The 14,420-nt window shown below is 29.6% G+C and carries 17 protein-coding genes; 13 read left to right on the top strand and 4 right to left on the bottom strand.

The genetic code is table 11. From position 1 onward, the window contains the following. Nucleotides 1-68: 68 nt before the first annotated feature. The 13 genes from miaB (at nucleotide 69) to HMPREF0202_RS13070 (ending at nucleotide 11,029) form a co-directional block, all read left to right on the top strand. Nucleotides 69-1,379, top strand: coding sequence for a tRNA (N6-isopentenyl adenosine(37)-C2)-methylthiotransferase MiaB (gene miaB / locus HMPREF0202_RS13130; protein WP_040407576.1), 1,311 nt, complete (start codon nucleotides 69-71; stop codon nucleotides 1,377-1,379). A gap of 16 nt (nucleotides 1,380-1,395) precedes the next feature. Then, nucleotides 1,396-2,643 (top strand): transcription termination factor Rho, encoded by a 1,248-nt coding sequence (gene rho, locus HMPREF0202_RS13125; RefSeq protein ID WP_023051205.1) that lies wholly within the window; start codon nucleotides 1,396-1,398, stop codon nucleotides 2,641-2,643. Beyond that, nucleotides 2,643-3,656 carry a peptidoglycan DD-metalloendopeptidase family protein gene (locus HMPREF0202_RS15660; RefSeq protein ID WP_023051204.1) on the top strand — a complete coding sequence of 338 codons (1,014 nt, stop codon included), beginning with the start codon at nucleotides 2,643-2,645 and terminating at the stop codon, nucleotides 3,654-3,656. The genes rho and HMPREF0202_RS15660 overlap by 1 nt, the downstream gene beginning before the upstream one ends. Before the next feature lie 47 nt (nucleotides 3,657-3,703). Then, the gene (ispG, locus tag HMPREF0202_RS13115) at nucleotides 3,704-4,753 is read left to right on the top strand and encodes a flavodoxin-dependent (E)-4-hydroxy-3-methylbut-2-enyl-diphosphate synthase (protein ID WP_023051203.1); all 1,050 of its coding nucleotides are present in this window, start codon (nucleotides 3,704-3,706) and stop codon (nucleotides 4,751-4,753) included. A gap of 58 nt (nucleotides 4,754-4,811) precedes the next feature. Then, complete coding sequence (locus tag HMPREF0202_RS13110) at nucleotides 4,812-5,264, top strand: RNA polymerase sigma factor (RefSeq protein WP_023051202.1); 453 nt, start codon at nucleotides 4,812-4,814, stop codon at nucleotides 5,262-5,264. Next, nucleotides 5,265-5,591 (top strand): hypothetical protein, encoded by a 327-nt coding sequence (locus tag HMPREF0202_RS13105; RefSeq protein WP_023051201.1) that lies wholly within the window; start codon nucleotides 5,265-5,267, stop codon nucleotides 5,589-5,591. Nucleotides 5,592-5,602: 11 nt separating this feature from the next. Then, nucleotides 5,603-6,013: a hypothetical protein gene (locus HMPREF0202_RS13100; protein WP_040407573.1), complete on the top strand. Its 411-nt coding sequence runs from the start codon at nucleotides 5,603-5,605 to the stop codon at nucleotides 6,011-6,013. Nucleotides 6,014-6,124: 111 nt separating this feature from the next. Then, entirely contained in the window at nucleotides 6,125-7,198 is a 1,074-nt protein-coding gene (gene prfA / locus HMPREF0202_RS13095) for a peptide chain release factor 1 (protein ID WP_040407570.1), read from the top strand. Between the two features lie 2 nt (nucleotides 7,199-7,200). Then, nucleotides 7,201-8,340: a peptide chain release factor N(5)-glutamine methyltransferase gene (gene prmC / locus HMPREF0202_RS13090; protein WP_023051198.1), complete on the top strand. Its 1,140-nt coding sequence runs from the start codon at nucleotides 7,201-7,203 to the stop codon at nucleotides 8,338-8,340. Then, on the top strand, nucleotides 8,321-9,352 hold the full coding sequence (gene queA, locus HMPREF0202_RS13085; RefSeq protein WP_023051197.1) for a tRNA preQ1(34) S-adenosylmethionine ribosyltransferase-isomerase QueA: 1,032 nt from the start codon (nucleotides 8,321-8,323) through the stop codon (nucleotides 9,350-9,352). Before prmC ends, queA begins: the two co-directional genes overlap by 20 nt. An 18-nt stretch (nucleotides 9,353-9,370) precedes the next feature. Further along, nucleotides 9,371-9,919 (top strand): 16S rRNA (guanine(966)-N(2))-methyltransferase RsmD, encoded by a 549-nt coding sequence (rsmD, locus tag HMPREF0202_RS13080; RefSeq protein WP_023051196.1) that lies wholly within the window; start codon nucleotides 9,371-9,373, stop codon nucleotides 9,917-9,919. A 14-nt stretch (nucleotides 9,920-9,933) separates the two neighbouring features. After that, nucleotides 9,934-10,155, top strand: a complete 222-nt coding sequence (gene xseB / locus HMPREF0202_RS13075; RefSeq protein WP_023051195.1) for an exodeoxyribonuclease VII small subunit — start codon at nucleotides 9,934-9,936, stop codon at nucleotides 10,153-10,155. Next, the gene (locus HMPREF0202_RS13070) at nucleotides 10,142-11,029 is read left to right on the top strand and encodes a polyprenyl synthetase family protein (RefSeq protein WP_023051194.1); all 888 of its coding nucleotides are present in this window, start codon (nucleotides 10,142-10,144) and stop codon (nucleotides 11,027-11,029) included. Before xseB ends, HMPREF0202_RS13070 begins: the two co-directional genes overlap by 14 nt. Before the next feature lie 11 nt (nucleotides 11,030-11,040). On the opposite strand, the gene HMPREF0202_RS13065 is transcribed toward HMPREF0202_RS13070, so the two are convergent. From HMPREF0202_RS13065 to pstC, 4 genes are read right to left on the bottom strand one after another with little or no spacing between them, the layout of a single operon-like run. Continuing rightward, on the bottom strand, nucleotides 11,041-11,733 hold the full coding sequence (locus HMPREF0202_RS13065) for a phosphate signaling complex PhoU family protein (RefSeq protein WP_023051193.1): 693 nt from the start codon (nucleotides 11,731-11,733) through the stop codon (nucleotides 11,041-11,043). 12 nt (nucleotides 11,734-11,745) lie between these two features. After that, nucleotides 11,746-12,507, bottom strand: coding sequence for a phosphate ABC transporter ATP-binding protein PstB (gene pstB, locus HMPREF0202_RS13060; protein ID WP_023051192.1), 762 nt, complete (start codon nucleotides 12,505-12,507; stop codon nucleotides 11,746-11,748). Between the two features lie 32 nt (nucleotides 12,508-12,539). After that, nucleotides 12,540-13,379 (bottom strand): phosphate ABC transporter permease PstA, encoded by an 840-nt coding sequence (gene pstA, locus HMPREF0202_RS13055; RefSeq protein ID WP_023051191.1) that lies wholly within the window; start codon nucleotides 13,377-13,379, stop codon nucleotides 12,540-12,542. 13 nt (nucleotides 13,380-13,392) lie between these two features. Continuing rightward, a complete protein-coding gene (gene pstC, locus HMPREF0202_RS13050; RefSeq protein WP_023051190.1) occupies nucleotides 13,393-14,274 on the bottom strand; it encodes a phosphate ABC transporter permease subunit PstC in 882 nt (293 codons plus the stop codon). Nucleotides 14,275-14,420 lie beyond the last annotated feature (146 nt).

Below are 14,420 nucleotides of genomic sequence, written 5' to 3'. Positions count from 1 at the left end.
TTGTACTACTATGGTATAATTTTTAACATGTTTAGGTAGTAATTTGTTAAAAATTTGGAGGAAAAAAATTGAAAAATGCAGTAATAATAACATACGGTTGTCAAATGAATGTCAACGAAAGTGCAAAAATAAAGAGTATCTTACAAAATATGGGATATAATGTAATTGAAGATGTATCAGAAGCAGATGCAGTATTTTTAAATACTTGTACAGTAAGAGAGGGAGCAGCTACTCAAATTTATGGAAAACTTGGAGAGTTAATGGCTGTTAAAGAGGAGAGAGGAACAATCATAGGAATAACAGGTTGTTTTGCTCAAGAGCAAGGAGAAGAGTTAGCTAAAAAATTCCCAGTAATAGATATTGTAATGGGAAATCAAAATATTGGAAAAATTCCAACAGCAATTGAGAAAATAGAATCAGGAGATTTTAAACATGTTATTTATACAGGTGATGAAGATGACTTACCACCAAGATTAGATGCAGAGTTTGATTCTAAAAAAACAGCATCAATTCCAATAACATATGGATGTAATAATTTCTGTACTTATTGTATAGTTCCTTACGTAAGAGGAAGAGAAAGATCTGTTCCAATGCCTCAAATTTTAGATGAAGTTAAAGTTTTTGTGGAAAAAGGATATAGAGAAATTATGTTGCTAGGTCAAAATGTAAACTCATATGGAAATGACTTAGAAACTGGAGAGAATTTTGCAGTATTATTAGAGGAAATTTGTAAAATAGATGGAGAATTTTTAGTTAGATTTGTTTCACCACATCCAAAAGATTTTGGAGATGATGTAATTGATGTTATAGCTAGAAACGAGAAAGTTGCAAGATGTTTACATTTACCACTACAGTCAGGGTCATCAAGAATACTTAAGTTAATGAATAGAAAATATACTAAAGAGCAGTATATAGAGTTAGCTGAAAAAATAAAATCAAAAATTCCAGGAGTAGCATTAACAGCGGATATAATAGTAGGATTCCCACATGAAACAGAGGAAGATTTCTTAGATACTTTAGATGTTGTAGATAAAATTGGATTTGAAACTTCATTTATGTTTATGTATTCACCTAGAAAAGGTACAGCTGCAGCAAAAATGGATGGTCAATTAGATCAAGAAGTGAAGAAAGAAAGACTTCAAAGACTAATAGATTTACAAAATAGAAAATCAAAAGAAGCAAGTGATAGCTATAAAGGAAAAGTAGAAAGAGTTTTAGTTGAAGGGCCAAGCAGAAAAAATGAAGAAGTTCTAACAGGAAGAACATCAACTAATAAAGTTGTTTTGTTTGCAGGAGATAAAGAGTTAGAAGGAACATTTGTTAATGTAAAAATAAATGAGTGTAAAACATGGTCGCTATACGGAGAGATAGTAGACTAGTAACCTTGGAGGTACAATGGAGAAGTTAGAAAATTTTTTGCTAAAAGAGTTACAAGAGATTGCTAGACAAATGGATATTGATTATTCAAGTAGAACTAAAAAAGCAGAGATTGTAGAATTAATAAATGAGGCAATAGATGCTAAAGAAGGTATGCATTTAGCTTGGGGAAATCTTGAAGTAATGGCTGATGGATATGGTTTTTTGAGAAATACAAATGTTGAAAAAGATGTCTATGTATCAGCTTCACAAATAAGAAAATTTAAATTAAGGACTGAAGATTTTGTATTAGGTGAAGTAAGAGAAGCTGTTCAAGGTGAAAATAACTATGGACTTAGAAAAGTTCTTTTAATAAATAATGGAAGTATTCAAGAGGCTGAGTCAAGAATACCATTTGATGAGTTAATACCTGCTTATCCAACAGAACAGTTAAAATTAGAAACAGATGCAAAAAATATCTCTGGTAGAATAATAGATTTAATTGCACCGATAGGATTAGGACAAAGAGGGTTAATAGTAGCACCACCAAAAGCTGGTAAAACAGTACTGATTAGCAATATCGCAAACTCTATAATAGAGAATAATAAAGACATAGAAGTTTGGATTCTTTTAATAGATGAAAGACCAGAGGAAGTTACAGATATAAAAGAAACTGTAAAAGGGGCACAAGTTTATGCTTCTACTTTTGATGATGATCCAAGAAATCATATAAAAGTTACTGAATCTCTTTTAGAAAGAGCGAAAAGAAAGATTGAAAATGGTGAGAATATAGTTATCTTGATGGATTCCTTAACAAGATTAGCTAGAGCATATAATATAGTAATACCATCAAGTGGAAAATTAATTTCAGGTGGAATTGATCCAACCGCTTTATACTATCCGAAGAAGTTCTTTGGATCAGCAAGAAATATAAGAAATGGTGGAAGTTTAACTATTTTAGCAACAGCTTTAATCGATACTGGAAGTAAAATGGATGATGTTATATACGAGGAGTTTAAAGGAACAGGTAACTTAGATATACATTTAGATAGAAACTTAGCAGAACTTAGAATATACCCATCTATAGATATTCAAAAATCTGGAACTAGAAAAGAGGAGCTTTTAATAGGGAAAAAGAAATTAGATTCTATTTGGAATATAAGAAGATATCTATCATCCTTAGATAAAGCTACTGCAACGAAAAAGTTAATTGATACTATTTCATCAACTGAAAGCAATGATAAACTTATAGAAATGTATGAGAAGTCTTTTGCAAGGGGGAAATAGTGAAAGAGATATTTAAAATATTTGCTATAATAATAGCAGCATTTATAGCTATGTTAATATTAGTTTTTAAACCTTATAAATCAGAAGTAGTAGATTTAAAAAAGTTTACAGAATATTATTCAGAGACAACTACTGTTGAAGATGGTGGTGGATTTGAACTTGTTGATGGCAATTTTTATACAATAGAAAAAGAGTATAAAATAGGCGAAGATGAATCGATAGAAGGAGTTCCTCTTGAAGATTTAGATTTAAAGCAAGCATACGAAATCCCAAAGCTAGAAAGTTATGTAGTCGCTAGTGGAGATACTTTAGGTGGAATAGCAGATAAAAATGGAATATCTTTAGAGGTTTTAAAGGCTAATAATCCAGGAATTTCCAATAATTTAAAAGCAGGACAAAAAATAAAAATCGTGAAATCTAATGGTGTTTTTTATAAAGTTAGAAGAGGAGATTCCCTTTTTAAAATAGCACTAGCTTATAAAATAGATGTAGATGATTTAAGAAAATATAATAATTTAAGAAATGATAATATAAGAGTTGGAGAAGAGCTGTTTATATATAATCCAAGTGAAGAGAGTTTGAAAAGATTAACTCGTAGTGGAAGTGTAAATAGAACAACCGTACAGAAAAATTTTACAATGCCAGTAAAATGGGCAGGAGTGACAAGTCCTTTTGGTAAAAGATTCCATCCTGTTTTAAAAAGATATATTCAGCACGCAGGAGTTGATATGAGAGCAAGGTATGTTCCTTTAATGGCTTCAAAGGATGGAACAGTTGTTTTTGCAGGATATATGACAGGTTATGGAAAAATAATTAAAATAAATCATGGCAATGGTTTTGAAACAAGATCAGCTCATCTAGATAAAATGTATGTAAAAACAGGTGATAGAGTTAAAGCTGGTCAAGTTATAGGAAAAACTGGAATGTCAGGAAGAGTAACAGGACCACATTTACATTTTGAAATTAGAAAGAACGGAAAAGCTAATAATCCAATGAATTATTTAGTTAGATAGCCCTAGGATTATACTAGGGCTTTTTTAAATTTTACGAGAGGTGAAAAATGAGAGATTCTAAAGTTGTAAAAGTTGGAAATATATTGATTGGTGGTGGAAATGATATTATTATTCAATCGATGACAAATACTCCGACAACAGATGTAGAAAAAACAGTTAATCAAATAAAAAAGCTTCAAGAAGAAGGGTGTCAATTAGTCAGAGTTACAGTTAATACAGAAGAAGCTGCGAAAAAAATAAAGGAAATAAAAGAGAAAATAGATATACCATTAGTAGCTGATATACATTTTGATTATAGATTAGCGTTATTAGCTATAGAAAATGGAATTGATAAGTTAAGAATTAATCCAGGGAATATAGGTAGTGATGAAAAGGTTGAAATTGTAGTAAAAAAAGCTATGGAAAAAGGTGTGCCGATTAGAATAGGTGTAAATTCAGGATCATTAGAAAAAACAATATTGGAAAAATATGGAAAACCAACATCAGATGCAATGGTAGAGAGTGCTTTATACCACATGAGACTTTTAGAAAAATTTAATTTTACAGATATAATAATTTCTTTGAAATCGAGTAATGTAAAGATGATGGTTGAAGCCTATAGAAAACTAGCTAAGTTGTGTAATTATCCTTTGCATTTAGGTGTTACAGAAGCAGGCACAGCATTTCAAGGAACTATAAAATCAGCTATTGGAATAGGTTCTTTATTAGTTGATGGAATTGGTGATACAATTAGAGTTTCTTTAACAGAAGACCCTGTAGAAGAGATTAAAGTTGCAAAAGAGATATTAAAGGTTTTAGGGCTAAAAGAGGTTGGTGTAGAGATTGTGTCTTGTCCAACTTGTGGAAGAACTGAGATAGATTTGATAGGACTTGCACATCAAGTAGAAAAAGAGTTTGAAAAAGTAGATAAAAAAATAAAAATAGCCGTTATGGGGTGCGTTGTAAATGGACCTGGAGAAGCTAAAGAAGCTGACTATGGAGTAGCGGGTGGAAAAGGAGTTGGAGTTTTATTTAAAAAAGGTGAGATAATTAAAAAGGTTGATGAAGGGGATATTCTAAAAGAGTTAAAAAAATTAATCGAAGATGATTTTAATTAAAACTTTTTTAAGAATTTTGTAGTCTAAAATTATAAAGCTAAAATAATGAGGTATTTAAATGGATTTTGATCAGATATATAATGAGTATTTTGATAGAATATACTATAAAATACTATCAACAGTAAAAAATGCCGAAGATGCCGAAGACATAGCTCAAGAAGTATTCATTAGTGTTTATAAAAATCTTAAAGGCTTTAGAGAAGAGAGCAATATTTATACTTGGATTTATAGAATTGCTATAAATAAAACGTATGATTTTTTTAGAAAGAAAAAGCTAAATCTAGAGTTAAATGATGAGATTTTAAGTGTTGAAAGTAATGAAGACTTTAATATTCCAATCCTTTTAGAGGAGAAATTAAAAGAACTACCTTTCCAGGAGAGAGAGATAGTTGTTTTAAAAGATATATACGGCTATAAACTGAGGGAGATTGCAGATATGAAAGAAATGAATATATCAACAGTAAAAACGATATACTACAAGGCAATTAAAGACATGGGAGGTGTGATATAAATGGTATCTCCAAAAGAGAGAGTAAGAGCGAATATTTATAAATCATTACTAGAAGAGGAGAAGAAAAGAAATAAAAAAATCTCATTTTTTTCTTTGTCTCTTTTTGTAGTTGGAGTCTTTACAGGGACATCTTATGATTTAGTTAAAAGAAATATTTCTCCTACAGAGAAGTTAGTGGCTTTAGAAAGTGGAGAGCTACAAAGAAAAGTTTCAGATAAAAAAGAGATTGGTTTTACAATCGATGATTTATTTCAAGCTGATGAAATAAAAATAAACAAAAGAGATTTTAATACTGAAAATCTTTTTGTAACAGATCTACAAATTTAGTGGAGGATTTTATGAAAAAAATAGTGATGGGACTGTTGATACTTGTATTTAGTGTATCAGCCTATGCAACATCGGGAATAGGGATAGTTAAAGATGACGATTTCAAAGCTGTAGGGGTAAGTCAAGATAATATTGATAGAGTTAAAGTTATAATTGAACAAGCTAGTATTCAATATAAATTAAAAACATTGGATAAAAAAGCATTAGAGATTGAAATTAATAAATATATTTTGGATGGCACAGAAAAAAATCTTGAAAAATTAAATGAATTAGTAGAGAAGGTTGGACTTTTAGATGCTGAAATTATAAAGGATAGACTGAAGTATCAGATAGAAGTTCAAAAATATATAACAACAGATCAATACTTGAAAGCTAGAGAGTTATCGTTAAAAAGAATATCACAATCAAGAGAAAAACAATAGTTAAAAATCTTCTTCCTTAATAATAATGGAAGAAGATTTTTTATTTTATTTTTAAAGTAAGTATGGTATAATTTATAAGTTAAAGTATAGATATAAAAAGGAGTGAAGATAGTGTTTACTAAATTAGAAGAAGTTGTAGTAAGGTTTAATGAGTTAACAGAAGCTTTAGGTTCTCCAGAAGTTTTAAGTAATCCTAAAAAAATGATGGAGTGTAATAAAGCATTAAATGATATAACACCTATCGTTGAAAAGTACAAAGAGTATAAAAGATATCAAGAAGATTTAGATTTTATAAAAGAAAATATCAGAGGAGAAAAAGACCCTGATATGAGAGAAATGATGCAAGAGGAATTAAAAGAGATTGAGGAAATAATTCCTAATCTAGAGCAAGATATGAAAGTATTATTACTTCCAAAAGACCCTAATGATGATAGAAACGTTATAATAGAAATCAGAGGTGGAGCAGGAGGAGACGAAGCTGCTTTATTTGCTGGAAACCTATTTAGAATGTATATGAGATATGCTGAGAGACACAAATGGAAAGTTGAAATAATAGAAAAACAAGAAATTGGTGTTGGAGGAATAAAAGAGGCTGTATTCTCAATAAATGGTCAAGGAGCATATTCAAGACTTAAGTTTGAATCAGGAGTTCATAGAGTACAAAGAGTACCTGAAACTGAGTCATCAGGAAGAATACATACATCTACAGCAACAGTTGCAGTTTTACCAGAGGTTGATGAAGTTCAAGACGTAAAAATAAACTCATCTGATTTAAAGATTGATACATTTAGAGCATCAGGAGCGGGAGGTCAGCACGTTAACATGACGGACTCTGCAGTTAGAATAACACATTTACCTACGGGAGTAATCGTTCAGTGTCAGGATGAGAGATCACAGTTAAAAAATAGAGAGAAAGCTATGAAGCACTTAGCTTCAAAACTTTATGAGATGGAGTTAGAAAAGCAAAGATCAGCTGTTGAAAGTGAAAGAAGACTTCAAGTTGGATCAGGAGATAGATCGGAAAAAATAAGAACATATAATTATCCACAAGGAAGAATAACAGATCATAGAATCAAATATACAGCACATCAATTAGAAGCTTTCTTAGATGGAGATATAGATGATATGATAGATGCTCTGACTACATTTGCTCAAGCAGAAATGCTTTCAAGTTCAGCGGAGTAATTATGAAATTATTAGATATATTAAAATTTTCTGAGGAGTATTTGAAAAAATACTCCTTTTCAAAACCCAGATTAGAAAGTGAAAAGATAATATCTCATGTATTAAACCTAGAAAGAATAACTCTTTATGCTTATTTTGATATGGAGCTTAATTTAGAGCAAAAAGATAAAATAAAAAATTATTTGAAAGCTATGGCTAGAAATAGATTAACTTTTGATGAACTTCCAAAAGAAGAGATAAGTCTAGTTGAAGAGAAAGATTGTAGTTCTGAAAATAGAGAACTTTTACAAAAGAGTATAGAGTATTTGAATAAAAATGATGTAAAAGATAGTAAGTTAGATGCAGAATATATATTTGCTCATGTTTTAAAAGTAAAGAGAACAATGCTATTTATGAATTTAAGAAAAGAGATTACTTTAAAAGAAAAAGAAGAGATAAAAGATTTACTTTATAAAAGAGCAAAGGAAAAAAAACCTTTACAATATCTTTTAGGAGAGTGGGAGTTTTATGGGTTACCTTTTAAAGTTGATGAGAGAGTTTTAATTCCAAGAGCAGATACAGAAATTTTAGTAGAGCAGTGTAAATTTATTTTAAATGAGATAGATAATCCTAAAGTATTAGATATAGGAACTGGAAGTGGAGCGATATCTGTAACTCTAGCTAAAGAGATTCCAAGTGCTATGGTTTTAGGAGCGGACATAAGTACAGATGCCTTAGAGGTTGCTGTAGAAAATAGAAAGATTAATAATGTAGAAAGTAATTTAAAGTTTATTAAGTCAGATATTTTCTCAAATATAAAAGATAATGATTATGATATGATTATCTCAAATCCACCATATATACCTAAAGATGAATATGAAGAGTTAATGCCAGAAGTTAAACAGCATGAACCTCAAGGTGCTTTAACAGATAATGGAGATGGTTACTATTTCTATAAAAAAATATCAGAGGAATCTTCAAAATATCTTAAGGATAAAGGTTATTTAGCTTTTGAAGTTGGGTATAATCAGGCACATGAAGTAAGTCAATTTATGAAAAAAGCTGGATTTGAAATAATAGCAATTGTTAATGATTATAGTGGAATAGAGAGAGTAGTAATAGGAAGAAAGAGTGGTGAAGAGGATGTCAACAAAATTAGTTGATTATGATTATCATTTACCAGATGAGCTTATAGGTCAAAAGCCTAGAGAGCCTAGAGATCACTCTAAATTAATGGTAGTAGATAAAGAAAATCAAACATTAGAACATAAAACTTTTTTTAATATAATAGATTATCTAAAACCAGGGGATGTTTTAGTAAGAAATTCAACAAAAGTTATACCTGCTAGACTTTTTGGAAAAAAAGAAACTGGTGGAGTTTTAGAAATACTTTTAATAAAAAGAGTGAGTTTAGATACTTGGGAATGTTTATTAAAACCTGCTAAAAAATTAAAAGTGGGACAAAAGCTTGAAATAGGTGAAAATAAAGAGTTAGTAGCTGAGCTATTAGAGATAAAAGAAGATGGAAATAGAGTTTTAAGATTTGAATATGAGGGGGTATTTGAAGAAGTATTAGATAAACTTGGAAAAATGCCATTACCTCCATATATTGTAGAAGCTTTAGAAACAAAAGATAGATATCAAACAGTTTATGCAATAAAGGGAGAATCAGTTGCAGCACCTACAGCTGGATTACATTTTACAAAAGAACTTTTAGAGAAAATAAAAGAAAAAGGTATTGAAATATTAGATGTATTTTTAGAGGTTGGTTTAGGAACATTTAGACCAGTTCAAACTGAAGATGTTTTAGACCATAAAATGCATGAGGAAATTTTTGAAATTCCTTTATATACTGTTGAAAGAATAAAAAAAGCAAAAGAAGAGAATAGAAGAATAATAGCTGTTGGAACAACAACTGTTAGAGCATTGGAATCATCTGTGGATATGGATGGGAACTTAATTTCTAAAACAGGAAGTACAGAGATATTTATATACCCAGGATATAAATTTAATGTTATAGATGCATTAATAACTAACTTTCATTTACCGAAATCGACACTTCTTATGTTAGTATCGGCTCTTTCAAATAGAGAATTCATGTTAGATGTGTATAAAGAGGCTGTAAAAAAGGAGTATCATTTCTTTAGTTTTGGAGATGCAATGTTTATTTATTAATAAAAAAGAGGTGAAAAGATGAGAATAATAGCAGGAGAAGCAAAAGGGAAGAGATTAGAGTGTAGAAAAGGTACAGATACAAGACCTACTCAAGATAGTATAAAGGAATCTCTATTTTCAATAATTGCTCCATATATAACTGATGCTAGATTCTTAGATCTTTTTAGTGGTACAGGAAATATAGCTTTAGAAGCTTTAAGTAGAGGAGCTAAAAGAGCTGTAATGATAGAAAAAGATCAAGAAGCATTAAAATATATAATAAAAAATATCAATAATTTAGGATATGAGAATAAATCAAGAGCTTACAAAAATGAAACTTTAAGAGCTGTTGAGATTTTAGGAAGAAAAGGTGAAAAATTTGATATAATTTTTATGGACCCTCCTTATAAAGATGAGGTTTGTGAGAGAGTTATGAGAGCTATATCAAAAGCTGGATTATTAGCAGAAAATGGATTAATAATTTGTGAACATCATATGTATGAAGATATGTCTGAAGAAGTTGGAGAATTTAAAAAGACAGACGAAAGAAAATATGGAAAAAAAGTTGTGACATTCTATACAAGATAAAAGAGGGAGGATCCATGAAAAAAGATAGTTTTGAGTATAATATTAATGAAATTGATATGATAATTGAAAAATTAGATAAAGGTGAGTTATCTTTAGATGAATCAATTAAAGAGTATGAAAAAGCTATGAAGTTATTAAAAAAATCCTCAGATATTTTGAATAAAGCAGAGGGAAAAATAATCAAAGTAACTTCAGAAAATGATAATATTCAACTAGAGGTTGATGAAAATGCTTAAAAATTACTTAAAAACTAAAAGAGAACTTGTGGATTCAAATATAGAATATCATTTAAATAAATTAGAATATCCAAATGTAATAGCAGAAGGTATGAGATACTCTGTTTTAAATGGAGGAAAAAGATTAAGACCAATTTTATTATTAATGGTATTAGAACTTTTCGATAAAAAAATAGATTTAGGATTACCAATAGCTGTTGCAATAGAGATGATTCATTCTTATTCTTTGGTTCATGATGACTTACCAGCTCTTGATAATGATGATTATAGAAGAGGAAAATTAACAACTCATAAAAAGTTTGGAGAAGCGGAAGCAATACTAATAGGAGATGCTTTATTAACGCATTCATTTTCAGTTATAACAGATGAAACAAAAGGAGTAGCTTCAGATAAACTTGTAAAAATAATAGGTATGGTATCAAGATATGCTGGAATAAATGGTATGATTGGTGGACAAACAGTAGATATAGAAAGTGAAAAAAAGAAGGTGTCTTTGGAAACTTTAAAATATATCCATGAAAATAAAACTGGGAAATTAATAAAATTACCAGTGGAGATAGGAGCAATAATTTCAGAAGCAACAGAAGAGGAGTATAAAGCTTTAGAAAACTATGCAGATGGAATAGGATTAGCTTTTCAAATTAAAGATGATATATTAGATATAGAAGGTGACTTTGAAAAAATAGGAAAACCTATTGGTAGTGATTTAGAACTGGAAAAGACGACATATCCAAGTATATTTGGAATTGAGAAAAGTAAAGAGATTTTAAAAGAAGTTATCTCAGATGCTAAAAGAAGTTTAAATATTTTTCCAGATGAAAAAATTAAAGTTTTTTTAGAGTTAGCAGATTACATAGGAATTAGAGAGAATTAAAAAGGGAACCATTATTGGTTCCCTTTTCCTTTATTTTGTAATTCAGCTTTTCTAGTATTTTCACCATTTAAAATATAAATTAAATCACTTGCTAAATGTATTATATGATCTGATAATCTTTCAAATTTTTTATCTAAAAGCATAAGTTCAGAACCTCCAACAACATTATCTGGAGTTTCTTTCATTTTAGTAAGAAAATAATCAGTGTTAGCATTGATTAAGTCATCAATCTCTTCATCTAAATAAAGAACATTATATAGTAAACGTACGTCTTCATTTAAAAAAGCATCAACATACATTTGAAAAAGACCTCTGATTTTTTTTGCGATTGGTAAAACTTTCTCACTTAGAGCATAAGCTAAGTTTGGAGATTTTTTTTCAATATCTTTAATTAAAGATAAATTCGCTTTTAAAAGATCCCCCATTCTTTCAAGGACTCTTACGCTATTGATAATCATTACTAACTTCCTAAGATTTTTAGCTGCTGGTTGAAATCTAGCCATTGTAATAATAGAATCCTCTTTTAATTTTACTTCAAAAGAGTTAATAAAATCTTCTATCATTTTAGCTTCTCCATAAAGTGTAGGATTAAAACTATTGTTTTGTAGCATCTCTAAATTTACATCAAAATTTCTACCAACATATTTTAATGTTTCTAAATAATGTTCGTCTAAAGCTTTTAAAGATTCGTTTAAAGTTCTCATAAAATCTCCTTTTTATCCAAATTTTCCTGTTATATAATCTTCGGTTTTCTTAACACTTGGTGTAGTAAATATCTTAGAAGTCTCACCAAACTCTTCTAAAACACCTTGATAAAAAAATCCAGTGTAATCAGATATTCTTGATGCTTGTTGCATATTGTGAGTAACAATAACTATACTATAATTTTTTGCAAGTTCAACAATTAACTCTTCAATTTTAGCAGTTGATATTGGATCAAGAGCTGAAGTTGGTTCATCCATAAGAAGTATCTCAGGATTGATAGAGATAGCTCTAGCTATACAAAGTCTTTGTTGTTGTCCTCCTGATAACCCAAGAGCAGATTGGTGAAGTTTATCTTTTACTTCATCCCAAAGAGCAACTGCTTTAAGAGATGATTCTACAATTTCATCTAATTTTTTCTTATTAGTTTCTCCGTGTAATTTAGGAGCATAAACTAAATTTTCATAGATAGACTTAGGAAATGGATTTGGTTTTTGGAAAACCATTCCCACTTTTTTTCTAAGTTCAACAATATCAAATTGTTTATCAAAGATATTTTGGTCATCAAGTAAAATTTCACCCTCATATTTAACACTAGATATAAGATCATTCATTCTATTTAAAGATCTTAAAAATGTTGATTTACCACATCCAGATGGACCAATAAGTGCCGTAACTTTATTCTTCATTATATCCATATTTATACCCTTTAAAGCTTTAAAATCACCATAATAAAAATTAAAGTTTTTAACAGATATTCTAACGTCTTGTTTCATATTATATATTCCTCCAAAATTATACGAGATTATTATTTTTCAAATTTATTTCTAATATATGCACCAATAAGGTTAAATCCTACAGTTATAAATACCAGAACAAATAAAGTTCCATGCATATTGCTTTGTGGCATATTAGGTACCTGTGTTGATATAACATAAAGGTGATAAGGTAAAGCCATAACCTGATCAAATATTGATTGAGGTAAAAATGGCAAATAGAATGCTGCAGCTGTAAATAAAATAGGTGCAGTTTCACCAGCGGCTCTTGAAATACTCAAGATGACTCCAGTTGAGATTCCAGGCAATGCAGCGGGAACAACAACTTTAGAAATTGTTTCCCATTTTGTTGCGCCAAGAGCAAGAGATGCTTCTCTTAGACTATTTGGAACAGCTAAAAGAGCTTCTCTTGTAGCTGTTATAATAACAGGTAAGCACATAATACCTAAAGTTAACGATCCTGATAATATTGAAACACCTAACTTAAAGTATATAACGAATAATGCCATTCCGAAAAGTCCATATATGATACTAGGTATTCCAGCTAAGTTAATAATAGTTAAGTTGATTAATCTAGTTAATACGTTATCTTTTGCATATTCAACAAGATATACTCCAGTAAAAATTCCAAATGGAACAGAAACAGCAATAGTTCCAAGAGTTAGATAGATAGTTCCAACAATAGCAGGGAAAATTCCTCCTGCTCTCATTCCTCTCTTAGGAACTTCAGTTAAAAACTCCCAAGAAATTGCAGGAACACCTTTATAGATAATGTATCCTAATATCAGAAAAATTGGGACTACTGCTAATAAAGCAATTGTCTTAATAAATAATTCGATAGCGATACCACTTTTTCCTTTTAAAATTTTCATTTAAATATTCCTCCTATTTACCCATCAGTTTTCTTGATTTTCTAATATACTTATCTGCAATACTATTTGTTAAGAAACTTATTGCAAATAATACCAAACCGATAGCGAATAAAGCGTGGTAATGTTGACTTCCTTGAACAACCTCTCCCATTTCAGCAGCGATTGTAGCTGTCAGAGTTCTAACAGGAGATAATGGAGATGTTGCCATTATAGGAGCATTTCCAGTTATCATAAGTACAGCCATAGTTTCACCAATAATTCTTCCGAATCCTAACATAATACCTGCGAAAATTCCAGGAAATGCAGCAGGTAAAAGAACTTTGAAAACTGTTTCCAATTTATTAGCTCCAAGAGCAAGAGAAGCTTCACGGTAAGATTTATCAAGGGCATTTAATGCATCATCAGATAAACTTACTATAGTAGGAATAGCCATAAAAGAAAGCATAATTCCTCCAGTTAAAGCATTTAGTCCACTTGGTAAATTAAATGAATCTTTTATAAATCCAGATAAAACATATAATCCTAGATATCCTAAAACAACTGAGGGTAAAGCAGACATTGTTTCGATAATAATTTTAATGATTTTTTTTGTTTTTTTATTAGCAAATTCAGATATATATATAGTAGTTATAATTCCAATAGGAATAGAGATACAAAGTGCAACTAACGTTACCCAAAATGATCCAACTAAAAGTGGTAAAAGTCCGTATTTACCTGAAAGAGATATCCATTCTGTTCCAAAGAAAAATTTTGAAAGAGGATAGTCTTTAAAGAAAGATAAACTATTAACTAAAATAAAAATGAATATAAGTATAACAATTAGAATGTTAAAAATTCCAACAACAGAATGAACTCCATTCATAAAAGAATCTTTAACTTTTCTTATATTATGCATGATAACCTCCTAAATCTATGTTAAAAAATTAAAAAAAAATTAAACTAATTTTAAACTAAAATTAAACTATATACGAATATAATATATCTTGCTTGTTAAAATAAGATTAATTGTATGTAAAAAAACTGTAAAAAATTTTTTACAGT

Origin of the sequence: Cetobacterium somerae ATCC BAA-474 (assembly GCF_000479045.1) — a bacterium.
GTDB classification, from domain to species: Bacteria; Fusobacteriota; Fusobacteriia; order Fusobacteriales; family Fusobacteriaceae; genus Cetobacterium_A; species Cetobacterium_A somerae.
Note: the sequence above shows the minus strand (reverse complement) of the source record. Positions and strands in the feature narration are given on the sequence as shown.

Bases quoted from the DNA above. Each gene is read 5' to 3' on its own strand.
- rho (WP_023051205.1), top strand. From the start codon at position 1,396: ATGGAGAAGTTAGAAAATTTTTTGCTAAAAGAGTTACAAGAGATTGCT.
- ispG (WP_023051203.1), top strand. From the start codon at position 3,704: ATGAGAGATTCTAAAGTTGTAAAAGTTGGAAATATATTGATTGGTGGT.
- HMPREF0202_RS13110 (WP_023051202.1), top strand. From the start codon at position 4,812: ATGGATTTTGATCAGATATATAATGAGTATTTTGATAGAATATACTAT.
- HMPREF0202_RS13105 (WP_023051201.1), top strand. From the start codon at position 5,265: ATGGTATCTCCAAAAGAGAGAGTAAGAGCGAATATTTATAAATCATTA.
- HMPREF0202_RS13100 (WP_040407573.1), top strand. From the start codon at position 5,603: ATGAAAAAAATAGTGATGGGACTGTTGATACTTGTATTTAGTGTATCA.
- prmC (WP_023051198.1), top strand. From the start codon at position 7,201: ATGAAATTATTAGATATATTAAAATTTTCTGAGGAGTATTTGAAAAAA.
- queA (WP_023051197.1), top strand. From the start codon at position 8,321: ATGTCAACAAAATTAGTTGATTATGATTATCATTTACCAGATGAGCTT.
- rsmD (WP_023051196.1), top strand. From the start codon at position 9,371: ATGAGAATAATAGCAGGAGAAGCAAAAGGGAAGAGATTAGAGTGTAGA.
- xseB (WP_023051195.1), top strand. From the start codon at position 9,934: ATGAAAAAAGATAGTTTTGAGTATAATATTAATGAAATTGATATGATA.
- HMPREF0202_RS13070 (WP_023051194.1), top strand. From the start codon at position 10,142: ATGAAAATGCTTAAAAATTACTTAAAAACTAAAAGAGAACTTGTGGAT.
- HMPREF0202_RS13065 (WP_023051193.1), bottom strand. From the start codon at position 11,733: ATGAGAACTTTAAACGAATCTTTAAAAGCTTTAGACGAACATTATTTA.
- pstB (WP_023051192.1), bottom strand. From the start codon at position 12,507: ATGAAACAAGACGTTAGAATATCTGTTAAAAACTTTAATTTTTATTAT.
- pstA (WP_023051191.1), bottom strand. From the start codon at position 13,379: ATGAAAATTTTAAAAGGAAAAAGTGGTATCGCTATCGAATTATTTATT.
- pstC (WP_023051190.1), bottom strand. From the start codon at position 14,274: ATGCATAATATAAGAAAAGTTAAAGATTCTTTTATGAATGGAGTTCAT.